The sequence below is a fragment of the Rhodococcus sp. NPDC019647 genome (genome assembly GCF_044389235.1).
Lineage (GTDB): Bacteria > Actinomycetota > Actinomycetes > Mycobacteriales > Mycobacteriaceae > Rhodococcus_F > Rhodococcus_F oxybenzonivorans.
This window is the reverse complement of record NZ_JBIRXS010000008.1, coordinates 212,862-237,186: the sequence shown is the minus strand read 5'-3', so window position 1 is coordinate 237,186 and position 24,325 is coordinate 212,862. Positions and strand designations below refer to the sequence as shown.

Below are 24,325 nucleotides of genomic sequence, written 5' to 3'. Positions count from 1 at the left end.
AGGCTGGAAATTGTCATTGTCGGGTTGATCCGTATCTCGCCCTGCAGGCGGGATTGCTGTGAACCGTTGGACTCAACTCAGCCTGACACGCAGGGCAGCGCACACAGAACCCTTCGGGGTGTCGAACCGGGTCGTCAGATCTCGCACTTCCAGTAGCGCATTTCTACTCATAGCCGCTCTCCGCACTCGTCGCAGGAATCTAGAGTTTCCGTGATCGTGGGTCCCAACGTCGCTGCGCCCAGTCGCCGATTCGGTTGAGCGAGAGCACTGTCAGAAAAAGGACAACGCCAGGCACGAACACCAAATGGGGATGTTTCTCGAGGTCGTTCTGGCCGGAGGCGATCATGTTGCCCCATGTCGGTTCGGGCCGCTGGATACTCAATCCGAGGAAACTCAAAGAGGACTCGGCAACGATGAGAACGGCGACGACGACGAACGCGTACGCAAGGGTCGAAGCCAAGACGTTCGGGGTCAATTCGCGTGCAAGAATCCGTGAACTCCGCGCACCGAGCGCCCGCGCCGCGAGTACGAAATTCCTCTGGGAGTAGGCCATCGTGTTGGCACGCGTCAGGCGGAAGAACGCCGGGATAGCGAGCACTCCGAGAACCAGCGTGACGTTCTTCATGTTCGGTCGAACAACCGAAGAGAGCGCGAGCAGGAGAATCAACGGAGGAAAGGCGAGTAGCGCATCGTTGAGGAAATTGAGCGCAGCGTCCACCTTGCCCCGGTAGTACCCCGCGGTCAGACCGAGGACGCCGCCGACCACTACTCCAAGGAGTACGGCTCCGAAGCCGACGACCAGGGAGGTGCGCGCTCCATAGATCACCCCACTCAAGATGTCCAGTCCTTGGCGGTCGGTGCCGAGCGGATGTCCAGAGAGGATTTGAGGGGGCTGAAGGATCGGAGCATCCAAGGTCAACGACGGGTTTCGGCCCTCGGCGAGTGGGAGGAAGTCTGCGAGGAGAGCGACGATGACCTCCACAGCGAGCCATCCGACGCTCAACCACAGTCCAAGATGTCGAACCCAGACTTTGATAGATGGACTGCGACGTTCCGGATGCACCGGAGAAAGTGTCGTAACGGCCGAGGATCGTTCGTCATCTCGGGTCGGCTCTTCTATGCGTTCAGACACGGACATGGCGGGTCCTCGGATCCAGGTACAGGTACGAAATGTCGACCAGGGCATTCACAAGCACGTAGAGGGCGGCAACGACGAGCACTGCGGCCTGCAACACCATGAACTCCTTTTTCGCCACGCTTTCGACGATCAATGTGCCCATGCCCGGGAGGCGGAAGATCGTCTCGACGATGACTGTGCCGCCGAGCAACCTGCCGAAACTGATGCCGGCGACAGTGACCAATGAGAAGGTCGACGGTCGGAGCGCCTCCTTGACCAGAATGTGCCGTACTGGCATCCCTTGTGCGCGCGACGCCAGTACGAAGTCGTCATTGAGAGTGGTCGCCATGTCGCTGCGGAGCAGGCGCGTGAGCTGAGCGCTTTCGGCGAGCCCCAGCACGAGAACCGGGAGGAAAATTGTGCGGAGATTCTCGGCCAGACCGTCTTCACCGATCCGAGCGAACCCTTGTCGTGGAAAGTCCGGTAAGAAGACCGCGAGGACGAAACCGACCACGAACACGCCCAGTGCGAATATCCGGATGCCGCGGCGTCCCTGTGCGGTCAATTGTGCACCCCGCCTGCCGACCGTCGTCGCTGCCAGAACAACGGTAGCGATCACACAGGCCGCAAGTATGAGCCCCTTCACCGCTTCGGGACGAAAGACCGCGAAGTAGATCAGGATCAGCGCCAGCAGGAAGCTCGGAACCGAGATCAACGCAAAGGACAACCCCGACGCAACCCGATCGAATACACGACCGTACCGGTATGCCGACCATGTTCCTACAGGTATCGAAATCGCCAGCGCAAGAAGAACCGACAGCACAGCGATCTCCAACGTCACGGGAAGACGCGTAGCGATCAGGGTCGAGACATCCTGGATGGGTGGCACCAGCGTCTTACCCAGGTCTCCCTGTAGAAGTCCATTCAGCCAGTCCAGGTAGCGCGCGAACCACGGGCGATCGAGACCGAGATTTTCCCGAACTGCGGCGTACTGCTCAGGGGTCCCTTCGGCGCCGACGACGGCAACTGCCGGGTCTCCAGGAACGAGTTCGATCAGAACCGCCGTACTCACGCTTACAACGATCAGGACAGGAATAATTCTCAGGAGCACAGTGGCAACCCTGTGGAACATGACAGACCTCCTCCAGTCGCGTGACTCCTATGAACCTGTGACGAAAGCCTTGTCGTAACGGAGCACGCTCCCCCGTGTCAGGAGCAGTCCACCGACGCGATGGGAATGAATGTTGTCTTCCTCGTAGGCGGCGAAATTGGCAATAACTGGAGAGTCATTGAGGATTGTCTGCATGCGGCCGACGATTTCCTTCTGCTTGTCGACCGTGTCCGCGGCACGGAGGTCTGCCAACGCTGCATCCATCCGATCGTCGGCGTATCCGTAGTAATTGGATTTGCTCTGACTGTTCAGCTGACGATTCATCAGAGCCCACAGGCCCTCATTGGTGTAGTTGGGCCCCCAAATGACAAGGTCGTAGTCACGGTCGGAAGCAACCCTTCCCAAAACCTCCGCCAAGGACATGTCGGTGTTCAACTCGACCGCAATGCCCACGTTCTCGAGAAGAGCCTTGACTGCAATCGCTTCATTGACCCGGATTGGACTGTTATCCGCCAGCAGTCGAATGGACCCGTTCCACCCTGAACTCTTGACCTCGTCGACGAGCCGCTTGGCCGCGTCGGGGTCGTACGCGGGCCCCTCCTCCCCGGAATACAGACCAGGAGTCGACTCCTGAATCAGCGCCGAGGTGGCCAATGCCGTGCCATTGAAGACGCGGTTGTTGATGGCCTCGGGATCTATTGCCGCAGTGATCGCTTTGCGAAGCCGAACGTCGGCGGTTGGCCGGTTCGACGCCGAGTTCATAACGACACCCTCGCCATAGTTGTAAAGGGTGGGCAAGCTTTCCATTCCCTCCGCTCGCGCTTCATCAATTGCGGGAGGTTCACGGAGAAGAGCGACGTCGAGCTCACCAGTACGGAGTGCATCCAAGGTGGCATCGGCGCCCGAGATGCTGATGAACCTCAGCGTCCCGATACACACAGGCCCGCCCCAATAGTCGCTCTTCGCGGCCATGACGATCTCCTCACCTGGCGTGTACCGCACAAGCTCGTAAGGACCGACTCCCGCACCTTGGGGGTTGAGTGCGAATTGATCAGGCCCCATCGCGTCGACGATTCGTGGATTGGTCACCATGCCGACGTCGGTCGCGAGAACGTGTGGGAAGCTCGGATATGGGCCGTCGAGTGTGAAACGAATCGTCTGCGGGTCGACGACGTCCATGGAGGCGATCGTCAGCGCTTCGCCACGAGACACTTGGGTATTGCGCGGCGATTGGTGGCGCTCGATACTTCGCTTGACATCGTCGGCTGTGAGAGCGTCACCGTTGCCGAACTTCACCCCGTCACGGAGCTTCATCGTCCACACGGTGTGGTCTGCGTTGGAGTCCAAAGCTTGCGCGACCTGCGGTTCGTACGTTTGCGTTTCGGCGTTGTACGTGATCAGGCTGTCGAATAGTGCCTGGATTTCTGTGCCTCCGCTACCGGCAGCACCGGGTTGACCTACGGGGTCGAGTCCACGCGGCGACAGCAGCGTTCCTTGGGTAACCGATCCACCGATTCGCTCGGGGGTGCACGTGCCAGTTGCCGCCGTAGCCTCGTCACCACCGGAACCACCACATCCGGCTGCGCTCAACAACATCACAAGCGCTGACGCCGTAACGACGGCTTTCCGCAGTCTCATGCAAGTCCTCCTCAGTGGTGCGCGAATGCGCCAAAACGGAACGGAAACGTTGGTTCGCGAAAGTCGTCGACTGGGAGAGGTCCAACCTGCGTGAATGACAGGCTGAAAATTCGCGACGGTCTTCGAGTGATACTTGGTCGGTGAAGCCCAGGTCAGCCGGGCGGTCGGTCCCGTGGAGCACGGGCGCCAACGGTCGACTTCACGAGGTCGCCGCACGAGGGTGGGCAGACGCGGCCGCGAGCCGGACCCCCGACACCTGAAGTCGGTGTTGCTACTTCGCCGACATTCCAGCGTCGACGGGCAGGGCCACACCAGTCACGTAGCGCGACTCGTCCGATGCGAGCCACAGCACGGCATTCGAGATGTCGGTCGCATCCAGCCAGGGAATCGGCATCATCAGAGTCGACATGAAGCTTTCTCGGACATCATCCTTCGTGGGATGCTCTTTGTCCGGCGCGAAGACCTTGAAGGTGGTGTCGTTGATGATCATCTTGGTGTCGACATTTCCGGGATGCACGGTATTGACTCGGATATTGTGTTCGGCGAGTTCCATGGCGAGTGAACGCGCGAGGCCGAGTACACCGTGTTTGGACGCGGAGTAGCTTCCGTAGTTCGGTACGCCTTTGAGGCCGGCTGCGGAGCTGGTGATGATGATCGAGCCGCCCTCGGCTTGCTCTAAGAGGTACGGGACCGTCGCCTTCACGGTGTGGAAGACTCCCGTCAGATTGACGTCGATGGTGGTCTGCCACAACGCGTCGGTCATTTCCCAGATTTTCGCCGGAGTTCCGAAGATCCCTGCGTTGGCCACAACCACGTCCAAACGGCCGAGCTCAGCGACTCCTTGGCGAACAGCCTCGGACACGGCTGCTTGATCGCGAACGTCGACCTTCTGTGCGACTATCCGCCGGCCGGTCTTCTCCACCAGGGCGACTGTCTCGTCGAGATCTTCAGGGGAGGCACTTTCGTAGGGCACGGTCTCCACGTCTTCGAGAATGTCCAGTGCAATGATGTCCGCGCCCTCCTCCGCCAGCCGCAACGCGTGGGATCTGCCCTGACCACGTGCGGCTCCGGTGATGAACGCGACCTTGCCAGCTACCCGTCCCATGGTGAATATTCCTTTCGTTATGTCGGTGTCGACCGGATCGGTCGATGCCGTTCTCTTACTTCGCGACGTGTGTGGATGGACATGTGCGGACACAGGGTGCGATCACCCGTCGGGTTCACGCATGCCTGGTGCCACTCGCACGCGATGACTTCTCAGGAAGCGTGGGGTCTTAATACTCGTACTTGGCGTGCTTGCGCGATGCCCAAGCATGCGCTTGCTACACCCATCTTTATGAGGCATGTCACAACTGTCAAGCGGAACCTCGGAGCCATTTCGATTCGCCTCCTCAGGCCTTCTGGCCTGTTAGGGTCCGACTTCCACTCCCGAAACCATCATCCCAGGCTTCGAGATTGTGGGCGTACCGGAGGTCGCCCTGATGATCCCTGCGAGACGAGACCACGGTCGGACCGCCGCACGACCGACAGCCCACGTCAACACCCCTGATGGCCCGAACTCGACTATTCGGCAGAGGGTTTCACTTGCCAAAGCATCCAGGTAGCGCTACCCCGCGATCTTCGCGCGCCGACGGCTCGAGACCCCAGCCCGACGGCGCAGGTATCGCCCCGCGTGCACACGTGACCGAGGTGGGCGAAGTGCACGCGCAGATGTACTGTTTGCACACCTCCGCCCGTGGGGTTGAGCATGAGCGCCCTCACGCCCTGGCCGCTTCCAAGATTCCAGCCATCACCCAAGCATGCGCTTGGTCATTGTCGTGTTAGCGTATGCCGCACATCACAGCGTGCGTCGAGTGACCCCGAAACTGGGTGCGCTGGGGCGGGCGTGCCCAACCCGGTGCACGGTACGAGTGCGTGATGATGCGATGCCCCGCCGATTGGTGACCTAAGGAGAAACATGGACCTGAAGCTTGGCCTCAAAGCATCTGCAGAGCAGTTCGGGCCCAGAGAACTGGTCGAGTTGGGTGTGGCGGCCGAAGACCACGGCCTGGACAGTGTCACCGTCTCCGACCATTTCCAGCCGTGGCGCCATACCGGCGGACATGCGCCCTTCTCTATCGCCTGGATGACCGCGGTTGGCGAGCGCACGAAGCGAGTCCAGCTGGGTACTTCGGTTCTGACCCCTACCTTTCGATACAACCCCGCTGTGATTGCGCAGGCCTTCGCGACCATGGGCTGCCTCTACCCCGACCGCATCATGCTCGGCGTGGGCACAGGTGAAGCGCTCAACGAGATCGCCACCGGATTTCAAGATGACTGGCCGGAATTCAAAGAGCGGTTCGCCCGCCTCCGCGAGTCGGTTGACCTGATGCGAGCCCTGTGGACTGGGGAGCGTGTCGACTTCAACGGCGTCTACTACAGGGCGAAGGGAGCATCGATTTACGACGTTCCCAAAGGGGGCATCCCCGTGTACATCGCGGCCGGCGGACCCTTGGTAGCGCGGTATGCAGGCCGAGCCGGGGAAGGGTTTATCTGCACATCCGGCAAAGGGATGGATCTTTATACCGAAAAGCTGCTGCCGGCCGTGGCGGAAGGGGCGCAGAAGGCGGATCGTGCGTCCGATTCGATCGATCGGATGATCGAGATCAAGCTCTCTTACGACACCGATCCGGCGCTTGCACGCGAGAATACTCGGTTCTGGGCACCCCTATCGCTGACTGCAGAGCAGAAGCACAGCATCGATGATCCGATCGAGATGGAAGCGGCAGCTGATGCCCTGCCCATCGAACAGGTCACCAAGCGGTGGATCGTTGCGTCGGACCCCGACTACGCGGTCGAGCAGATCTGGCAGTACGTCGATGCCGGACTCAATCACCTGGTATTCCATGCGCCTGGACATGACCAGAAGCGCTTTCTGCAGCTCTTCGAGCGTGACCTTGCGCCACGCCTGCGGGCGCTGGCATAGAACTTCATCTCAGGCCAGAAAGGATAGCGCAATGACGACACAGATACGCACGCTGGAAGACCTGGGGCTTCCGTATCTCGACTATGAAAGCCGCGAATACCAGACTGATCCAGCGTCGGTAGTGCGCGCCGCACGGGAGCAGATATGGCTGGCCAGATCCGTACGCGGCTATGAAGTCCTGTCATACGGAGCCTGTTCCCAACTTACCCTGGACAAAGAACACCTCGACGGACCCGGCAGCGAGTACTACCGACAGCAGGACGCTTCGGACCTGATCCTCCAGTATGCATCCGAAGGCATGCTCCCGCTGATACCGTGGGTTCGCCACGATCCCATTCGGCGCGTACTGCAACTGGCGTTCTCGGCGTCGCGAGTGAGGCGACTCCGTCCGGTCATGCGTGCTTGCGCCGAGAGGCTGCTGGACGCTCACGCCCTCAGTGGTGAGCTGGACCTCGTCACTGACTTCAACGATATATATCCCATCGAAGTCGTCTGCCGACTACTCGGCGTGCCCATTGCGGATATTCCACTTTTCAAGGCGTGGACTGTCAGTCTTTCACGACTCTCCCATTACCCCATCGACCCATTCATGGGCGAAATCGATCGCGCATTGCGCGGTCTGTACGAGTACTTCCGTGATCTAGTCACTCTTCGCCGTGCGAAACCTGCTGACGACTTCGTGACGGCGATTATCGAAGCGGAATCCGACGCTGGTAACGAGGACCGTCTCTCCGAGGGAGAGATGTTTGGCGCTCTTGTCAACCTTCTCTTCGCGGGACATGACACCACCAGGCTGCAGTTCGGTTCCGCCGTGGCGCTTCTCATGCAGAACCGGGGGCAATGGGATGCGCTCGTCGAGAACCCGGACCTAGCAACAGCTGCGATCGACGAATCGATGCGCCTACAGCCGTCCCTGCACACCATCTTGCGGAAGGTAACCCAGGACCTGGTTGTCGACGACATCCACTTCTCCCCAGGCACTCCGATCGCGCTCAATATCTTTGCTGCGAACCGCGATCCTGCGATGTTCCCCGACCCCGATGTATTTGATCCAACCCGGGCGAACGCAGCAAAGCATCTCACCTTTGGGCGCGGCCACCGTTTGTGTCTCGGCCACGCACTGGCACGGGCCGAAATGACCGAAGCGCTGCAAGTGTTGGCGACTCGGTTTCCTGACATGCACCTCGTCGAATCGTCGGCCTTCTCCGGGTCGTCGGCGGCAACTCAGGGCCTCGAAAGAATCCGACTACGGCTCATCTAGTCCACTCCCTCCCGGTCCGGGCTGCATCAGGACGAACGGGACGCTCGTTGGGTCTATCGCAACGAGCGTCCCGTTCGCACATCAGGATCAGGCGCCGTAGACCGGGACCGGGGTTTCGGCCTTGGCGAGCAGGCCGGCGACGACGGGGCCGATTTCCTTTGCCTGAATGGTCAGCTCCGCGATACCCGCCTTCGCCGCGGCGTAGTTGCCCTGCCGGATCGAAATCTGTAGTCCGGCAAGGGAACTAGTGTTGATGATCCTGGCGTCCACGGTACGGCCTGCTTTCGCCTCACCGCGCCAACATCCGGCAACATTATCAACCACCCCACGAGCTACTGGGTGGGCAAGCATTCGTCCCGGGTGTTCTGCGACACGGTCGACATCGTGTCCGGAGTGGGCCGGCCTCACACCGGGATGACTCGTCGGATCCACCTTGCTCGGTACGCCACCCAATGAATGCCCGGACGGCCCGAGCCGCTTGTAGGCCTGTTCGCAGTGTAGCGACGTCCACGCCATAAGCCACTGCACCCCGCTGCGACCGAAAGAAGAGACTTTCAGCCGCAACGGGGCGCGGGCCACATAGGCAACATTGGTGAGTCACTCTGCGACTCCGCCGAATCGGTACGTCAATGCCGTTTCGGTTTAGGCGTTACAACTTTCCGATCGGCTGTCGCTCTACCCGATACTGAACGGCTGTCCCCACAACGTGACCGTGCTCTTTACATTGTCCGTCTCCACCTCAACCTTGACGTACGAGCGGGCCTGGGCATAGCCAGCGCAGCCGTTGACGCCGAGCGACACATCAGACCAACCGACCGAGCCCGCGCCACCCTGGAAGTAGTGTGCCCCCCAGTGAATCTCTGATCCATATGCATCAGGCATCTCGATGTCGAGGATCGCTGTGTCGACGGCCTGACCCGGTCCGAGCGTGACACCTCCGTTCGCGCCGCCTGAGACTGGAATCGAGGCGGTTCCGGTGGCCAGTTGGCTGGGAGTCACTGACGCTCCCGCGTTGCCGCCGACGCCGGCCCCGAAGTCGACCTGACACGCCAAGATGTACCCCGGATAGATGTAGGCAGTCTTCGCAGGATTGCCCTGGAGGTTGACCGATGCCTTACCGGACACCCAGACGTTTCGGTGTAGCGGAGTTGAGCCCAGTGACGGCGAAACATTCGCGCTCTCGTCCGTCAAATTCACTGTCACCACAGTGCCGTCGGCCAGCGTCTCCGTCGCCGATCCCCCTGGCAGTGGAACGAATGTGTCGGCGTTGGCGGCACCGACGGAGAAGAATCCCAAGGTGGCGACGGCAGCGGCGCCGACAACAGCGAACCGCACACTATTTTTACGATTATTGGTCATTGGTCTCTTTCAGGGATCAAAACTCGCACGTGCGAGAAGGGCGAATAGGAAATGCAGGATCAGCCAATGCTGAACGGGGCTCCATACAGCACCGTCTTCGAGTAGTCGTTGCCGACGATCTCCATGACCGTGTAGGCGCGTGCCTGCGCGAAACCGCCACAGTTCTGCACCTGCAGCTCGGCGTCGTGGTACTGCAACGTGTACACACCATCCTTCAAGATGTCCTTGGCGGTTACCGGAACATACTTGACTTCACCGGAATTCAGCGGAACCGTCAGACCCATGGACGTTGCGAGTGAGTCCATCCCCAGGCTGAGTGATGGGTTGGCCGACAGGCCCGTTACGTCAACCTGGCAACCCACGATATATCCGGTCGACACTCGTGAAACACCGTGCGTGGTCGATCCGTTCGAACCATTGTATGTTCCGGCTGTATTTGGAGTCCCGTTTGCGGTGGGAGCTTCGGTGACCTCCTTGATGCCCTTGACATCTGCCGTCACCGTGCCCGACACCCACGCGGTGCGGCCGGCACCGTTGGCGGCCAACGACGGCGAAACAAATGCACTCTCTGCTGTCCGCGTCACCGTCGCATTCGGCCCAGCCTTCGACCCGTCGGGCAGCGGTATGAGCGTATCCGCACTCGCTGCGCCATTGGCCATCACGCAGAGTGCAAGAGCGGCGGCAGGACCCAGACCTGCAATTCGCGCATTGCGTCGGAAGCCAGGCTTACGTTCGTTGATCAACACTTGATTCTCCTCGTTCGGGGTTGAAGCTAATTAGCGAGGCCCGCGTGGGCCGAGCTGGATATGAGATCGATTTCTCGTTCACGAGAGGCACTTCGAGAACAAGATCTAGAAACCGCATGCATAAGCGATGCCGTTTCGAAACTCTCACGCTCTGCGGTTAGCCGACGCCGGGCATGGCGATCGCACTGATGGTCCGATCGAAGCCCAACGACTACCGCACCCGCGCACCACATGGAGTTGCGCGTGGCCAATATGCGCAGTCTTACGAAAACCGCCGATATAACCGAGTTTTGAGTCGTGGGAGATTTTTTCTACACGCCGACGAGAGTGGAAGACAATTTACCTGCGCCTGAATGCGTCGCCCGAGACGCATGAACATAGGAACCCGGCAACAAGCGCCGTTCTTGCTTGCCTTACTCGCCGTCCTGATCATCACCTCTCTTTACGGCCACCCTCGCCAGTCGTCGCTTTACAGTCCGAACGGAGTTCGTTGAGACCGTCTAGCCGCAGATAGCGACCGCCTCATCCACGAGTTGTTCCCTGCATAGCTCGACTGTGCTACCGGTCACAGACCGTAAACTAGACCACGAGTCTTTGCAAGAGGCACCTTGTCTACTAAAAATACTGCGTATCTCGCCAAACCGAGCTCGTCGCAGCCTCGTGACCCCATCGCACCAGTTCAATCGGCAGCCAACCGGGAGACACAGCGATCACCGAGGTGCAGAAATCGCTTCGGAACCGATCCACGCACGGTCTCCGCTTACCCACCGACCCGAAACAAACTGGTGGATCGCTTGACACAATCACACGATCCACTTATGTTTCAACTGTCGAATCACAGTCGAGGTCGACTGCGATGGCGCACAGTGCCGAGGGTGGAACGCGGACAACGTCGTACGTTGGTTTGAACTTGTTCTCCCGAGCGATTCCGGGGCGTGATCCGAGCGACAATCGCGGGCTCTTCTCCTTCGTGGTGTACCTGGTTGATGTGCCGGCCGTTCTGGAGCGTCTCATCCTCGCCCGGGTTCGACGGTGTGGACTGCTTGGCTACGCAGTTGTTGTCGGCCGATGTGGGATTTTGGGCGGTTCCGGAGGTGGAACAGTCCCTCGATGTGTGGGAGGAGGAGTACGGCGAGTTCCTTCCCGCCGGGTGCCTTGCAACGGCGAGCGGGCAGATCAGTACGGCACCTCGGCGTCTCCGGGTGACCGTTGGACCCCGATCCTGCCGAGGTCGAGATGCGAATGAACGTCTACCGGTCCGGCTAGAAGCGGGGCTCGCGCAGTGCCGCCCCTCTTGGGTGCCGAAGCCAGTTCCTGCCCGCCGAGCGGCACATCAGACGCGCGTTGCGCGCCAAGTGCTATCGGACGGGCCGTCCGGCACGACATGCTGTAGTCATGCACAACAGACGAAGCAATCGCATGACCGACCTTGGCCAGCAGACAGCCGGCGTGTGCAAGCAGTTGGGCACGCTGGCCGACGTGCAGCGCCACCTCGACAACGTCGCCGCGGTGCGCTGGGACGTGATCGAATGAGCACGCCCGCTGATCTTGACGAGCAGGTCACCGCAGTTCGGGATGCGCTACACGGCCTACGCCGAACCCTCCTCGACCTCGAGCGCACCTACGCAGACCTCGATGCGACCGCGCTCGCGGTGGACGACCTCGGCGCCCCGGCCACGGCGCCGGAGGTGTTGGAGAGCGCCGTTGATGCCCTCCGCGCAGCCCAGGACACCCTCGGAACTGCTGACGCCGACCTCGACGTGGCGAAACGACACACCTCACGGCTGAAAAGGCGCGAATGACCGCGGCGAACTTCCGCGGTTTCCCGGCGGTCCAACTCGCTGGAAAGTCCGCCGAAGGTCCACCCCACCTCTCCTCGGCGAATGGTCGTGAATCGGTTCGAACCAACTGCTGCGCCCCGAAGGTCACCACACGGGCTGCCCCGTCGCTGCCGGGGCGTCACCGCCACCACCCGCGGCGCAGGGTCCGCTGCCGCCACAGCCGCCGAACTGTCCACGCTGGACGACGGCGACCGCGCTTGCGGAAGCGCATGACGTGCGGCCACCGCCGGGCCTCGCCAACTACCGGCTGCCGGGGGATAATTCCCCTTGGAGGATCGTTCACCCCGAAGGAGCGATGCTTGAAAACGTCGACCTCGGCCCAGGGCCTCAGGACCGCCCGAGTGCGCCGAGGTCGGCCCGAGTAGGACGGGTGTGCTCGTGCGGCAACAAACTGCGTCCGGACCCCCGGAAACCCACGACCGACGTGGAGCGCTCCGATTGATCTTTCTTCGCTGACATGCGGTAACATGTCGGAGCCCGTCACCGAAATAACAGATGACGCAGTCAACCGCGGTGTCAGCCAGGACCCGGCCATGGGGAGTACCACGGAAGCTGGCGGCATGGCTCAACACCGAGCCATCGCAGGTGACGAGGGTAGGTGAGAGATTTGGCTAGGGGCATCACCCACAACGGCAATCCCGATGCCGATCTCCCAGACGACGACGCACCGGTGGACGTCGCGGCAGTACGCCGCGACGACGCGCTGATCGACGCGATCGCCAGTGGCGATCCCGTCGCATCGGATTCGTCGGAACAGGACCAACTCGCGCTGCTGCTGACCAACTGGCGCGCCGACATCGTCGCGACGCCGATGCCAACCGGTCCGCTGCTCGACGACGTGATCGCGGCGATCGACGCCTCCGACGCTCGTTCCGCACGCAGCGCCGCCCGCGGCACGCTCCGCCTGTTGCGACCCATCGCCGGCGCTGCCGCCGCGATCGCGATCGTCATCGGTGGCGTCACCATCTTCTCGTACAACGCCGCACCCGGCGATCCACTCTGGAGCGTCAAATCGGTGGTGTTCAGCCAGCAGGCCGATTCGACCGTCGCGCAGATCGACACCACCTCCCAGCTGCAGGAAGCCGAGCGGCTGATCGCCGCGGGCGACGCGGAGGCGGCGAAGAACCTGCTCGAGGGCGCCGCCGACCGTGCCGGCGGGGTCCGCGACGCCGACACCCGGAACGAACTCGACGCATGGCGGGCGAAGCTGGCCGCAGAACTCGAGAAGATCGCTCCCACCACCCCGCCGCCGACGACCACAACGGCCGGTACCGCCACCACCGAAGCGCCGACGACGACCACCGAACTGCCGGCTACCGTGCTGGAAGCACCGGGTTCCACGACGGCGCCCGGGGTCGAGCAACTGCCGGAAACCCCGCCCCCAGATGTGCAGCTTCCCGGACCACCGCCCACGTCAGTGCCGCCGCTCCTCACGACGACGCTCACGCTTCCACCCGAGACATGGCAGTCCCCCAGCCCTGAACCCACCATCACGATGGTCCCGCCTCCGCAGCTGCCCGCGCCTGTGCCGCCGGACAACCCGACCACGCAACCACCCCAACCACCCCCGGATACACCGTCGGACAACCCGACCACCCAACCACCCACCCAGCAGCCCCCGTCGCAGGAGCTTTCTCCAGCGCCGCTCCCGCCGCAAATCCCGACCAGCTGAGGACATGCGGCCGCGCGGCGCTCTTCGGCTTCGCAAGCGTTCGCTGTTGCCTCACACCGGACGAAAGGTGGAAGGTCCGCGCGGCCGGCGCGAGCCGATGATGCGCGCAACTTCCCTACGACCCACCTGGGCGGCCGTCGGCTCACCGGTCGATATCGCCGACCCACCGGAACGGCGAAACGACACACGTCATGTCAACGAACCCACGCCCTGCTGACGACGTTGATGAAACCGCTCGCGCTGCTCATCGAGCAACACCACACCACGGTGCTGAACGCGCTGATGTTCACGGGCAATCAACAGGCGCACCGACGCGGTCCGTCGCGTCAGCTCGGTCGCCCGGGTGGCCGCTTTCCGATCGCTGAGCAAGTACGCCGCAGCACGGTCACACTCGATCAGGATCTGCTCGTACGCAAGCCGTATCGGCGCCTGTTCGTCGAGCCGAGCCACCGCCACGTCTTCGACCAATTGCAGCGGAAGCCGCGCCAGTCGATAGTTCACACGCAGAAGGGCCAAGGACAGGGAGCTGAGTGTCACACTCGGAATCGTAAGCACGACGAAATACTTTGTGGCTAGGGCCTTAAGTCCCGTTGTCAATATCCGATCTCTTTCGCAGAGCGCTCGCGCCGAGTGCTTATCGCCCCGATCGCCGCCTGATTGCGGCAGCCGTGATGCTCCGGCGTTCTCCATGACACACCCCGCACCCGTTTCACCGCGACCCACACAATCCGCCCACGGACTTCGCAGCGCCGGCAAGTTCGTCGTGTGCCTAGAAGAACACCGCACCGACGTGGGTGCGGATCTTCGAACCGTGATCGGTGGCCGGGTGCGCGCCGAACCGGACTTTCTCCCCGTGCAGGTATTCGCCGGAGAGACCGTCGACTCAGCCCCAAGTGACCGGGTCCTCCTCAGACCCCAGGTTTCGCACCAGCCATCGCCCGTCGACAAGATGCATGAGGACCGGGTACATAAGGCGGGGGTCGTTCGGCCGCCACCCGCCACCCTCCGGTGTCGAGGTGTCGTGCACATAGAGCACTTCGACTCCCGGGGCGACCAGCCTTGTGCCTGTACCGATTCCCCATGTCGCCGGATCCGGCAGCATCGCCCGGAACGACCGCACGTGTACGCGCTCGAAATGTACCCACAACGGATGATCCGGCTCTGGTTCGGCGAGGGCGGCCGCAACCGCCTCACCATCCCAACCGTCCGCATCGATATCGCGACGATTGTCCTGCACCCAGTTCCAGGCAAGTACCATCCGGAATTCGGGATCCACATTCGGCCACACCGACAGCAGATCCCCGTCCACACACACCGGCGTCAAAAACGCCCACGCCGCACTCACCAGCTCGGCATGCCCGAGGAACCGCACCCGCTCGGCCGGATCCATCGCACGAAGCTGCCGGTACGTCTGCCGCACCTCGGGCGGCAGGGAGTCGATCTGCTCGTCGGTCAGCTCTGGAAGAGACGACGCCACCGGTTCCGCACCGGCGGCGGAGGCTTCGTCCGGGGCGGCAAGCAGTGCCCGGACGGCGTCGACGAACCGCGGGGTCAGCCGCGCGAGTAACTCGAGCAACTCCCCCACCGTGCGCGGCGGAAGCGTGTTGCGGGCGATCAGCACGTGTATGCACTCGAACACCGCTTCCGGGTCCAAATCGACTTGGTCGCACAGGAATTCGTCGGGGTGGACGACCTCGACGTCAAACGGGTCGAGCACCGCACGCGGGAAGTCCTTCAGATTGGCGGTCACGATCAATGCCGCGCCGGATCGTACCGCCGCAGCCAGAACGTGCCGGTCCTTCGGCTCGTTGGCCATCGCGGGAATCAGCTCCCGATATCCGCGTGATTCCTCCTCCGCGAAGGAGAACGCCCTGCGCATCTGCTGCACTCGCCGCGCCGCCTGTTCGGGTGAATTCCCGAACCGCTCGCCAGACAGATTCCGTTCGACCTCGTCGAGTAGATCCGGCGTCCAGACCGGACGGAACAACTCGGCATCGGCAAGTGTGAGCAGCAGATCATTCAGCGTCTGGGGAAGCATGACGCACGCGTCGAGAACCACCCGGAAGGCAGCCATCTCGGATCAGCGGGTCGAGATGAAGCCGTCAGCGGCATCGCCGGAATCCGCGGTTTCTTCGCGGGCCATCTCCTCGAGTACCTGGCCACGACGCGCCCGTTCACCCTGCTGGAACTCCAGCACGTCAGCCAACTCCACCCGCCGATGCCGACCAGGTGAGGTGTACGGGATCTTCCCCGCCTCCAACAACCGCACCAACGTTGGCCGTGTGACGCCCAAGAGCTCCGCGGCCTCCTGCGTCGTCAGCACCGTGCGATGCGGCTCCACCGTCACCGCCTGCCCCCGATCCAACGCAGTGACCGCGTCGACGAGTAACCCTCGGACACTGTCCGGCAGGGGCACCGACCCATCCGGAGTCGAGATCGATACCTCCGCAGAACCAGCGAGAACATCCTTCAGCGCGGCGAGACGATCCCGATCGTCGGTGGGTGGCGGCAACACCGTGCGGTTCATCAGAGCGGCCATAGCCCACCATAAAACGAAAAAAACGAACACGCAATCAGCGCCACCGCCAGGCCTGGCCCCGCACCTACCGAGCCCGGCCAATCCCCCGCCGAGCTCCACGCGGGCACCTGGACAGGCACCTCACCCCGCCGAATGGCCGGTCCGGATCGGTGGGGAATGGAGAACTATAGAAAGACCCGATCAATTCTTCACACGCTCGAGGCATCCATGCTTGAAAACCCCGCACCATCGCCGAGGACATCACCGGCAACGCTCAACCCCTCCGCTGCAGACACCGACGCCCCCTGCCTGGCTCGGCCCGAGCGCAGCCCAACCGGCAACCGCTCGGCCCGGCGACGGCGCGCCGCCCGCGGCGTTCCCACCGGCTCTCCCGAGCTCGACTGGCTACGACAATCCCTGCACGCCTGCGATCTCCTGACCAGCGTGCACTCCATCAGCCCCACGGACCGGGCGCTCGTTGCCTTCGCCATCGAATGGGCCCCCTACGGCGGCGCCGACGCCGAGGACCTGTTCATCAGATTCGGCGTACAACGCAGCAGGTTCCTCCATCTCCTCCAAGCCGCGATGACCCCGCGACCATCAGACCTGGGCCACCTGCGCAACCTCAAGACCACCCTCTGTAACGACCTCCTCCGCGCATGGAATGACACCCACCACAACGAGAAGTAGTCCAGCAGGCTATCGGCACAGAGGTATCCGAGCGCAGCACAGAACCGTCTGCGAACGCGAACCGAGACGGACAGCCGTCCAGCGGCGGATGCGGTTGATGGGACCAACCTTCCGGACGAGGGACGTCACGTTTTCCTCTCGACGCCGAACCCCGTCGTGGACGTCGAGGACACCGACATCGCCGAGTCCTTCGAGCTGCCCGGCGCCGACCTGTCCGGTGAAGAAATCACCGTGCGCGTCCTCCCGAAACAGGCCGATACCGGACAGCGCGATAGAGACCACGACAACCACCGTCACCGCGGTCGCCGAAGCACTGTGGTATTGGCGCTGCCCCTAATATGCCTCCTGCTGCTCGCTGACCCAGTCCGCTATCACGTCCGCAAGGGCTTCGGCGCCGCGGTTGCAGTCGTCGGGTTCGGCGAATTCGGCGGGCGAGTGGGACACGCCGGTGGGGTTGCGGACGAACATCATCGCCGTGGGCACCTTCCCGGACAGGATTCCGGCGTCGTGTCCGGCCGCGGTCGGCAGAACGGGAATGTCGCCGAGGTGCGCGAGTGAGCGGCGCAGTCGTTCCCGGGTGGACTGCGGGAACTCGACGATCGGTGTGACGGATTCGGCGTCCACGTCGAGACCGATACCGTCGGCGGCCGCGTACGCCTGCGCCTCCGCGGTGATTTGCTGGACCAGCTTGGTCAATGTCTCCTCGTCGGCGGCCCGGGCGTCGAGCCACGCCCGCACCTCCGACGGAATGGCGTTGGCACCGTTGGGAAGTACTTGCACCTTACCGAACGTCGCGACCGCCTCGTGCAGCGTCGCGGCCGTGCGGGCGGTGTGGACTGAGGAGGCGAACGCGAGCATCGGGTCGCGGCGGTCGACGAGACGGGTGGCACCGGCGTGGTTGGCCTCCCCCGTGAAGACGAACTGCCACCGGCCGTGCGGCCAGATCGACGATGCCACGGCGATGGGGCTGTCGATCAGGTCGAGGGCGCGTCCCTGCTCGACGTGCAACTCGACGTACACGCCGACGCGGTCGACGAGGTCGGGGTCCTCGCCGAGATGGTGAGGGTCGCGGCCGACGCCGACCAGTGCTTCACCGAGGCTGATGCCGTCGCTGTCGCGTAATGCGAGGGCACGTTCGGGTGCCAGTGCGCCGGTGGACAATTGTGAGCCGACACAGGCGACTCCGAAGCGGGCACCCTCTTCGTCGGAGAAGGCAGTGACCGCGATGGGTCGGGTCGGTTCGATGCTCCGGTCGCGGACGATGTCGATGGCAGCGAACGCGGACACCACCCCGAGGGGTCCGTCGTAGGCGCCGCCGTCGGGTACCGAATCGAGGTGCGATCCGGTGACGAACGCATCGCGGGGGTCTCCTTCCCACCCCTTCGGCATCCACCACGCCCAGAGGTTGCCGTTGCGATCTTCCTCGACGCTCATGCCGCGAGCCTGCGCGCAGTCGGCGAACCATTCGCGCAGCGTCATGTCGGCGTCGTTCCACGCGAATCTTCGGTATCCCCTGGTCGACTTGTGCTGTCCCACATCGAGGATGCTCGCCCACAGCGAATCGAAGGAAGTCATGTTCTCGGTCCTCTACTCATAGTTTCAGCTGGCAGGCGCTTCGCGCCCGTGCGCCTTTCTGGTTGCTCCAGCTACCAAAAAGGCGCACGGGCGGCGGAGCCGCCTACAGGGCGCCGGGGATCCAGGTGGTGCCGGCGAGGGGTACGCGGGCCATCGCCGACGCCTCGACAGTGAGGGCGACGAGGTCCTCGGGTTCGAGGTTGCGTAGGTGGGATTTGCCGCAGGCACGGGCGAGGGTCTGCGCCTCCATGGTGAGCACCCGCAGGTAGTTCGCGAGCCGCCGTCCGCCCTCGACGGGGTCGAGGTTCTTCGACAGTTCCGGGTCCTGGGTGGTGATACCGGCGGGGTCCTTGCCGGCCTGGAAGTCGTCGTAGAACCCGGCCGCGGAGCCGAGTTCCTCGTACTGCTTCGCGTAGCGGGGGCTGTTGTCACCCAGCGCGATCAGGGCGGCGGTGCCGATCGCGACAGCGTCCGCCCCGAGGGCCATGGCCTTCGCGACGTCGGCGCCGCTGCGAATTCCGCCCGACACGATGAGCTGAACGGATCTACCCCCCGTCGCTCCGCTCCTGTGCACCCCGAGTTCCTGCAGCGCCTGGACCGCCTGCGGAATCGCGGCGAGGGTGGGGATGCCGACGTGTTCGATGAACACGTCCTGGGTGGCGGCGGTGCCGCCCTGCATGCCGTCGACCACGACCACGTCGGCACCGGCCTTCACGGCGAGTTTCACGTCGTAGTAGGTGCGGGTGGCGCCGACCTTGATGTAGATGGGCTTTTCCCAGTTGGTGATCTCGCGGAGTTCGATGATTTTGATGGCGAGGTCGTCGGGGCCGGTCCAGTCAGGGTGCCTGCACGCCGACCGCTGATCGACACCCATCGGGAGGGTGCGCATCCCGGCGACGCGTTCGGTGATCTTCTGCCCCAGCAGCATGCCGCCGCCGCCGGGCTTGGCGCCCTGGCCGAGGACGATCTCGATGGCGTCTGCCTTACGCAGATCGTCCGGGTTCATCCCGTACCGCGACGGCAGGTACTGGTAGACGAGGTTCTTCGACTGCCCCCGTTCCTCGGGCGTCATGCCGCCGTCGCCGGTGGTGGTGGACGTGCCGACCTCGCTGGCGCCGCGGCCGAGCGCTTCCTTCGCCTGCCCGGACAGTGCACCGAAGCTCATGCCGGCGATGGTGATCGGGATGTCCAGGTGCAGCGGGAACTTGGCGTTGCGGTCGCCGAGCACGACATCGGTGTCGCACTTCTCGCGGTAACCCTCGAGCGGGTACCGCGACATCGAGGCGCCGAGGAACAGCAGGTCGTCGAAATGCGGAAGCTGGCGCTTGGCACCCCAGCCGCGGATGTCGTAGATGCCGGTCTCGGCGGCCCGCTGGATCTCGGAGATGACGCCGCGGTCGAACGTCGCCGATTCGCGCAGGGCCGGGTTCGGGGTGTTCATGAGGGTTCTCCTAGTAGGCGCTGGCGTTGTCGACGTGGAAGTTGTAGAGCTTGCGGGCGGAGCCGTAGCGGGTGAACTCGGACGGGTCGGCGTCGAAACCTGCCCGATCGAGCAGCTCCCGCAGTTCCGTCCGGTGCTCCTCGCGCATCTCCTTCTTGATACAGTCGGCGCCGAGGGAGGCGACGGTGCCGCGCACGTAGATGCGGGCCTCGTACAGCGAGTCGCCGAGCGCTTCGCCGGCGTCGCCGAGGACGACGAGACGGCCGGCCTGACCCATGAACGCGGACATGTGGCCGATGTTGCCGCCGACGACGATGTCGACGCCCTTCATCGAAATCCCGCAGCGGGCAGCGGCATTGCCGTCGATCAGGAGGAGGCCGCCGTGGGCGGTGGCGCCCGCGGACTGCGACGCATCACCCTTGACGTGCACGGTCCCCGACATCATGTTTTCCCCGACCCCGACGCCGGCGTTGCCGTTGACCGTCACGGTCGCGTGCTGGTTCATGCCGGCGCAGTAGTAGCCGACGTGCCCGTCGATGGTGACGTCGATGTCGGAGTCGAGGCCGCAGGCCAGCGCGTGCGCACCCTGCGGGCCGGAGACGGTCACCGTCTTCGGGGCCTCGGGCGAGGTGAGCCGCTCGTTGATGGCACGGGTACTCGACGTCTCGAGGTTCAGGACAGTCGCTTCGGTGGTGGCTACCGGTGCCATACGTACACCTCTTCCGGTTCGGGCTCGAAGATTCGGGCGTTGTCGACGCCGGGCAGGTTCGCCAGGGCGCGGTATTCGGAGGCCATCGCGACCCAGTGGTCGGTCTCGGCGATGACGGCGGGCTTGCAGGAGATGGCGTCGCGGACCACGGCGAACGAGTCGGCGGTCGAGACGAGGAGGGTGTAGAAGCCGTCGAATGTCTCGTTGAGCATCAGCAGCGCCTTCTCCAGGTCGACGCCCTCGGCGAGTTGCTTGGCGACGAACCGCGCCCCGACCTCGGTGTCGTTGGCGCTGTCGAACGCGACGCCGTCACGTTCGAGCTGGTGCTTGATGCTCATGTGATTCGAGAACGACCCGTTGTGCACCAGGCACTGGTCGGGGCCGACGGAGAACGGGTGCGAACCCTCGGCGGTCACCGCGGATTCGGTGGCCATGCGAGTGTGCGCAACACCCTGCCAGCCGCTCGCCGACGGCAGCCCGAACCGGTTCGCCAGGTCGATGGGGTTCCCGACGCCCTTGAGGACGGTCAGGTCGTCACCGAACCCGATGATCCGTGCCGACGGCGCCACGCTGCGCACGGCCGCCGCGAGATCCGCTGCGCCGACAACACCGTGCAGGATCGTCGTCGGGGACAGGTCGATTCCGGTGACGGTGATGTCAAGTGACGCCGACAGCGTGGCGGCGAGTTCCGCTGCGGGAATGGGGCAGTCGAGCAGTGAGACCGTCGATTCACCGACCGGCGACCAGGCCGGGTCCCCGTAAATGGCCATGCCTGCGGAATCGGGTCCGCGGTCACACATCTGACCGAGCATGTCGGTGAGCAGGGTGCCGAGTTGTGGGTAGAGGGACGGCTCACGCAGGTGAAGTCCGACGATTCCACACATGGATGTCTCCTTTCGGGAGGTCGTTCAGAACGCTGTCAGGTAGTGGTCGAGCTCCCACGGGGAGACGGTGTTGTGCCAGGCGAAGAACTCCTCGCGCTTGAGTGTCGCGAAGTATTGGGCGACCCCGGGGCCGGCGACGTCCAGGGCCCCCGTCACCACGGGATCCGATTCCAGGGCGTCCATCGCGTGCAGCAGTGTCATCGGCAGCATGTCACTGGGACTGTCGCCGGAGCCGGGAGTGCCGGGGTCGAGATCGCGTTCGATGCCGTCCAGGCCGGCGGCGATGGCGGTGGCCGCGGCCAGGTAGGGGTTGGCCGAGCCGTCGCCGCCGCGCAGTTCCACCCGGTTCTTGTCCGGAACCCGGAGGTAGTGGGTGCGGTCGTTGCCACCGTACGTGGCGTAGCGAGGCGACCAGGTGGCGCCGCTGCTCGTCGAGGTGGCCCCGGTGCGCTTGTAGGAGTTGACGGTCGGCGCGATAACACCCTGCAGCGCACACGCATGCTCGAGAATCCCCGCGATGAACGCGTACGCCGTCCTCGACAGTCCCAGCCCCTTGGGGTCGTCGCCGTCCGGGAACACCGAACCGGCGTCGTTCCACAGTGACAGGTGCAGGTGCATGCCCGACCCGGTGCGGTCGGAGAAGGGTTTGGGCATGAATGTGGCCTTCATGCCGCGCTTCTCGGCGATCACCGACAGCAGATACCTTGCGGTGATCACCCGGTCGGCGGTAGTCATGGCGTCGGCGTAGTCGAAGTTCTGCTCGAACTGCCCGTTGCCGTCCTCGTGGTCGTTGGCGTAATTGCCCCACCCGAGCGTGTTCATCGCCTGCGACACCTCGGTCAGATGGTCGTACATCCGGGTGACGTCGCGGGCGTCGTAACACGGCTGCCGGCTGACGTCGGCGGTGTCCGCGGTGGTGAGAGCGCCATCCCCGGTGCGGTGGACGAGGAAGTACTCGATCTCCGCGCCGACGTTGACGGACAGGCCGAGATCGGACGCCTTCTTCAGCGTCTCCTTCAGGATCACCCGCGGCGCATACGGCCAGGGCTTGGCCTCGACGTGCGGGTCGCAGTGCACGATCGCCAGTCCGGGCTTCACGAACGGGATCGGCGTGAACGACGAGACATCGGGTATGGCAACGAGATCGGAGTCCTTGGGCTCCTGCCCCATGTGCCCGGCCGCGTAGCCGGCGAAGCCCACGCCGTCGTCCTGAAGCTGCTCGACGGCCTCGATCGGCACCAGTTTGGCGCACGGTTTGCCGGACAGGGTGACGAACAGGGCGAGGATGAAGGTGGTTCCGGTGGCCCGGGCCACCTCGGACAAGGTCTGCGGTGGGGTTGTCACGATGTTCTGCGCGGTGAACGCGTCAGCAGTGTCGACAGCCATGGGTAGCTCCTGAACTGGTGGTCTACGGGTGAGGGGGTCTGTGGTTCAGCGCATCTCGCCGGCGCCCTCGTAGGGGTGCAGGCTGAACAGGAGGTCACCCTCCTCGAAGCGTGAGTACCTGAAGTCGGACGGCTCGACGTTCGGGAGGGTCGTCTTTCCGTCGTCGAGGAGCATGTCGGCGACAAGGCGGCCGACCGCCGGTGAGACCTTGAAACCGTGACCGGAGAACCCGGTGGCGAGGAACAGTCCGTCGACCGGTGCGGGTCCGATGATCGGGTTGTAGTCGGGCGTCACGTCGTACGCGCCGACGTAGGACGACGTGATCCGCGGGTCGGGCATGTCCGGCAGACGGTTCCCCAGTTTCATGATGTTCTTCTCGATGGTGGAATCGTCCGCGCGGTTGCTGTACTTGTCGGGGTCGATGTATTCGGGCGCGGCGTGGTCGCTGTTGCCGACCAGCAGTTCGCCGTTCGGCTCGCGGCAGATGTACTGCAGTCCGGCGAGGTCCGACAGCACCGGCACCTCCGGCGTCGGAATGCCCTGATCGATCAGCACGAGCTGCGCTCGTTGGGCTTTCACCGGGATGTCGACGCCGACACCGGCACCGAGTTCGGGTGCCCACGGGCCGGTCGCAAGAATCACCTGCTCGGCGTGCACCTCGTCGCCGTTCGTGAGCGCCACCCCGTAGACGCGGCCGTCCGCGTTCTGCAACAGCGACGCCACCGGAGTGCTCTGCCGGATCGTGACGCCCAGCTTGCGGGCCGACGCACCGAACGCCATCCCCGCCATGTACGCCTCGCCACGGCCACCGAGAGGCTCGTAGGCGAAAGCGGCGAAGTCGTCGAGGTGCAGCCCCGGCCACAGTTCGGCTATCGTGTCGTGGCCGATGTAGTCGACGTCGATACCGAGGCCCTGCATCATCGCGACGTTCGCCTTCAGCGGGTCGATGTTGTTCTCACCGACGCCGACGACGTATCCGCACTGCCGGAACGCCATGTCGTCGCCGAAGATCTCCGTGGCCCTGGCGAAGATGTCGACGCCGTACCACGACATCGCCGCCAGCGACGGCGTCCCGTAGTGGCACCGGACGACGCCACTGGACTTGCCGGTCATCCCCGAGCACAAGGTGTCACGCTCGAGGACCAGCACATCCGTCTCTCCGCGGTCCGCGAGCGACCAGGCGATGGCGAGACCTTCGAGTCCTCCACCGACAATCACGAATTTTGCTGTCTGTGTCACGTTGCTTCCTTCATTCGGCCGGATTATCGGACGCTACGGCTCGAGTAGCGGAGCGTTTCACCGCAGGAATTTCTGTTGTTCACTAGGAAACACATCGACTATGTCCATCGTGTTACGGCAACGTTGTCGGTGGATCACCAGATCTCCCTGCTAATAAACTCTTTCAAGAAGTA

General features: G+C 63.6%; 20 protein-coding genes and 3 pseudogenes. 7 read left to right on the top strand and 16 right to left on the bottom strand.

What is annotated here, in order from left to right; translation table 11 throughout:
* Positions 1-199: 199 nt before the first annotated feature.
* From ACH49N_RS18205 to ACH49N_RS18190, 4 genes are all read right to left on the bottom strand, one after another.
* Positions 200-1,003: an ABC transporter permease gene (locus ACH49N_RS18205; protein WP_250776088.1), complete on the bottom strand. Its 804-nt coding sequence runs from the start codon at positions 1,001-1,003 to the stop codon at positions 200-202.
* A 121-nt stretch (positions 1,004-1,124) separates the two neighbouring features.
* The gene (locus tag ACH49N_RS18200; protein WP_358273281.1) at positions 1,125-2,249 is read right to left on the bottom strand and encodes an ABC transporter permease; all 1,125 of its coding nucleotides are present in this window, start codon (positions 2,247-2,249) and stop codon (positions 1,125-1,127) included.
* A gap of 27 nt (positions 2,250-2,276) precedes the next feature.
* The gene (locus tag ACH49N_RS18195; RefSeq protein WP_358273282.1) at positions 2,277-3,866 is read right to left on the bottom strand and encodes an ABC transporter substrate-binding protein; all 1,590 of its coding nucleotides are present in this window, start codon (positions 3,864-3,866) and stop codon (positions 2,277-2,279) included.
* Between the two features lie 271 nt (positions 3,867-4,137).
* Complete coding sequence (locus tag ACH49N_RS18190; protein WP_358273284.1) at positions 4,138-4,971, bottom strand: mycofactocin-coupled SDR family oxidoreductase; 834 nt, start codon at positions 4,969-4,971, stop codon at positions 4,138-4,140.
* Positions 4,972-5,823: 852 nt separating this feature from the next.
* Between ACH49N_RS18190 and fgd the strand changes: the two genes are divergently transcribed.
* Both fgd and ACH49N_RS18180 read left to right on the top strand, forming a co-directional pair.
* Positions 5,824-6,831, top strand: a complete 1,008-nt coding sequence (fgd, locus tag ACH49N_RS18185; protein WP_358273286.1) for a glucose-6-phosphate dehydrogenase (coenzyme-F420) — start codon at positions 5,824-5,826, stop codon at positions 6,829-6,831.
* Positions 6,832-6,862: 31 nt separating this feature from the next.
* Positions 6,863-8,092, top strand: a complete 1,230-nt coding sequence (locus tag ACH49N_RS18180) for a cytochrome P450 (protein ID WP_358273287.1) — start codon at positions 6,863-6,865, stop codon at positions 8,090-8,092.
* A 159-nt stretch (positions 8,093-8,251) separates the two neighbouring features.
* On the opposite strand, the pseudogene ACH49N_RS18175 reads toward ACH49N_RS18180, so the two are convergent.
* Positions 8,252-8,407: pseudogene (locus ACH49N_RS18175) on the bottom strand (SDR family NAD(P)-dependent oxidoreductase); the annotation flags it as partial.
* Here ACH49N_RS18175 and ACH49N_RS18170 point away from each other — a divergent pair.
* Positions 8,399-8,491 (top strand): annotated as a pseudogene (locus tag ACH49N_RS18170) (CoA-transferase); the annotation flags it as partial. The pseudogenes ACH49N_RS18175 and ACH49N_RS18170 sit on opposite strands and share 9 nt — an antisense overlap.
* Before the next feature lie 276 nt (positions 8,492-8,767).
* Here the strand turns inward: ACH49N_RS18170 and ACH49N_RS18165 are convergent.
* Positions 8,768-9,451 (bottom strand): MspA family porin, encoded by a 684-nt coding sequence (locus ACH49N_RS18165; protein ID WP_250776124.1) that lies wholly within the window; start codon positions 9,449-9,451, stop codon positions 8,768-8,770.
* A 59-nt stretch (positions 9,452-9,510) separates the two neighbouring features.
* A complete protein-coding gene (locus tag ACH49N_RS18160) occupies positions 9,511-10,194 on the bottom strand; it encodes an MspA family porin (RefSeq protein ID WP_358273587.1) in 684 nt (227 codons plus the stop codon).
* 1,532 nt (positions 10,195-11,726) lie between these two features.
* Between ACH49N_RS18160 and ACH49N_RS18155 the strand changes: the two genes are divergently transcribed.
* On the top strand, positions 11,727-11,999 hold the full coding sequence (locus ACH49N_RS18155; RefSeq protein ID WP_159920597.1) for a hypothetical protein: 273 nt from the start codon (positions 11,727-11,729) through the stop codon (positions 11,997-11,999).
* 637 nt (positions 12,000-12,636) lie between these two features.
* Positions 12,637-13,710, top strand: a complete 1,074-nt coding sequence (locus ACH49N_RS18150) for an anti-sigma-D factor RsdA (protein WP_358273288.1) — start codon at positions 12,637-12,639, stop codon at positions 13,708-13,710.
* Between the two features lie 189 nt (positions 13,711-13,899).
* Here ACH49N_RS18150 and ACH49N_RS18145 read toward each other — a convergent pair whose 3' ends face one another.
* The 3 genes from ACH49N_RS18145 to ACH49N_RS18135 all read right to left on the bottom strand — a co-directional run bounded on the left by ACH49N_RS18145 (position 13,900) and on the right by ACH49N_RS18135 (position 16,249).
* Complete coding sequence (locus ACH49N_RS18145) at positions 13,900-14,247, bottom strand: hypothetical protein (protein ID WP_358273289.1); 348 nt, start codon at positions 14,245-14,247, stop codon at positions 13,900-13,902.
* Positions 14,248-14,593: 346 nt separating this feature from the next.
* Complete coding sequence (locus ACH49N_RS18140; protein ID WP_358273291.1) at positions 14,594-15,784, bottom strand: PIN domain-containing protein; 1,191 nt, start codon at positions 15,782-15,784, stop codon at positions 14,594-14,596.
* 6 nt (positions 15,785-15,790) lie between these two features.
* Positions 15,791-16,249 (bottom strand): helix-turn-helix domain-containing protein, encoded by a 459-nt coding sequence (locus ACH49N_RS18135; protein ID WP_358273292.1) that lies wholly within the window; start codon positions 16,247-16,249, stop codon positions 15,791-15,793.
* A gap of 207 nt (positions 16,250-16,456) precedes the next feature.
* Between ACH49N_RS18135 and ACH49N_RS18130 the strand changes: the two genes are divergently transcribed.
* Together ACH49N_RS18130 and ACH49N_RS18125 are read left to right on the top strand one after the other, a co-directional pair.
* The gene (locus ACH49N_RS18130; RefSeq protein ID WP_358273293.1) at positions 16,457-16,918 is read left to right on the top strand and encodes a hypothetical protein; all 462 of its coding nucleotides are present in this window, start codon (positions 16,457-16,459) and stop codon (positions 16,916-16,918) included.
* Positions 16,919-17,071: 153 nt separating this feature from the next.
* A pseudogene (locus ACH49N_RS18125) lies at positions 17,072-17,176 on the top strand (DUF4193 family protein); the annotation flags it as partial.
* Positions 17,177-17,251: 75 nt separating this feature from the next.
* Here ACH49N_RS18125 and ACH49N_RS18120 read toward each other — a convergent pair.
* The 6 genes from ACH49N_RS18120 to ACH49N_RS18095 all read right to left on the bottom strand — a co-directional run bounded on the left by ACH49N_RS18120 (position 17,252) and on the right by ACH49N_RS18095 (position 24,152).
* Positions 17,252-18,493: an allantoate amidohydrolase gene (locus ACH49N_RS18120; RefSeq protein ID WP_358273295.1), complete on the bottom strand. Its 1,242-nt coding sequence runs from the start codon at positions 18,491-18,493 to the stop codon at positions 17,252-17,254.
* Between the two features lie 103 nt (positions 18,494-18,596).
* Positions 18,597-19,934, bottom strand: a complete 1,338-nt coding sequence (locus ACH49N_RS18115) for an FMN-binding glutamate synthase family protein (RefSeq protein ID WP_358273296.1) — start codon at positions 19,932-19,934, stop codon at positions 18,597-18,599.
* A gap of 10 nt (positions 19,935-19,944) precedes the next feature.
* Positions 19,945-20,643, bottom strand: coding sequence for a protein glxC (locus ACH49N_RS18110; RefSeq protein ID WP_358273298.1), 699 nt, complete (start codon positions 20,641-20,643; stop codon positions 19,945-19,947).
* On the bottom strand, positions 20,631-21,527 hold the full coding sequence (locus tag ACH49N_RS18105) for a glutamine amidotransferase family protein (protein WP_358273300.1): 897 nt from the start codon (positions 21,525-21,527) through the stop codon (positions 20,631-20,633). The genes ACH49N_RS18110 and ACH49N_RS18105 overlap by 13 nt, the downstream gene beginning before the upstream one ends.
* Before the next feature lie 24 nt (positions 21,528-21,551).
* On the bottom strand, positions 21,552-22,913 hold the full coding sequence (gene glnT, locus ACH49N_RS18100; RefSeq protein ID WP_358273302.1) for a type III glutamate--ammonia ligase: 1,362 nt from the start codon (positions 22,911-22,913) through the stop codon (positions 21,552-21,554).
* A gap of 45 nt (positions 22,914-22,958) precedes the next feature.
* Positions 22,959-24,152, bottom strand: coding sequence for an FAD-dependent oxidoreductase (locus ACH49N_RS18095; protein WP_358273303.1), 1,194 nt, complete (start codon positions 24,150-24,152; stop codon positions 22,959-22,961).
* Positions 24,153-24,325 lie beyond the last annotated feature (173 nt).

What these genes read in the sequence shown, in the direction of transcription:
- ACH49N_RS18200 (WP_358273281.1), bottom strand. Translation starts at nt 2,249, where the DNA reads ATGTTCCACAGGGTTGCCACTGTGCTCCTGAGAATTATTCCTGTCCTG.
- ACH49N_RS18195 (WP_358273282.1), bottom strand. Translation starts at nt 3,866, where the DNA reads ATGAGACTGCGGAAAGCCGTCGTTACGGCGTCAGCGCTTGTGATGTTG.
- ACH49N_RS18190 (WP_358273284.1), bottom strand. Translation starts at nt 4,971, where the DNA reads ATGGGACGGGTAGCTGGCAAGGTCGCGTTCATCACCGGAGCCGCACGT.
- fgd (WP_358273286.1), top strand. Translation starts at nt 5,824, where the DNA reads ATGGACCTGAAGCTTGGCCTCAAAGCATCTGCAGAGCAGTTCGGGCCC.
- ACH49N_RS18180 (WP_358273287.1), top strand. Translation starts at nt 6,863, where the DNA reads ATGACGACACAGATACGCACGCTGGAAGACCTGGGGCTTCCGTATCTC.
- ACH49N_RS18165 (WP_250776124.1), bottom strand. Translation starts at nt 9,451, where the DNA reads ATGACCAATAATCGTAAAAATAGTGTGCGGTTCGCTGTTGTCGGCGCC.
- ACH49N_RS18155 (WP_159920597.1), top strand. Translation starts at nt 11,727, where the DNA reads ATGAGCACGCCCGCTGATCTTGACGAGCAGGTCACCGCAGTTCGGGAT.
- ACH49N_RS18140 (WP_358273291.1), bottom strand. Translation starts at nt 15,784, where the DNA reads ATGGCTGCCTTCCGGGTGGTTCTCGACGCGTGCGTCATGCTTCCCCAG.
- ACH49N_RS18135 (WP_358273292.1), bottom strand. Translation starts at nt 16,249, where the DNA reads ATGGCCGCTCTGATGAACCGCACGGTGTTGCCGCCACCCACCGACGAT.
- ACH49N_RS18130 (WP_358273293.1), top strand. Translation starts at nt 16,457, where the DNA reads ATGCTTGAAAACCCCGCACCATCGCCGAGGACATCACCGGCAACGCTC.
- ACH49N_RS18120 (WP_358273295.1), bottom strand. Translation starts at nt 18,493, where the DNA reads ATGACTTCCTTCGATTCGCTGTGGGCGAGCATCCTCGATGTGGGACAG.
- ACH49N_RS18115 (WP_358273296.1), bottom strand. Translation starts at nt 19,934, where the DNA reads ATGAACACCCCGAACCCGGCCCTGCGCGAATCGGCGACGTTCGACCGC.
- ACH49N_RS18110 (WP_358273298.1), bottom strand. Translation starts at nt 20,643, where the DNA reads ATGGCACCGGTAGCCACCACCGAAGCGACTGTCCTGAACCTCGAGACG.
- ACH49N_RS18105 (WP_358273300.1), bottom strand. Translation starts at nt 21,527, where the DNA reads ATGTGTGGAATCGTCGGACTTCACCTGCGTGAGCCGTCCCTCTACCCA.
- glnT (WP_358273302.1), bottom strand. Translation starts at nt 22,913, where the DNA reads ATGGCTGTCGACACTGCTGACGCGTTCACCGCGCAGAACATCGTGACA.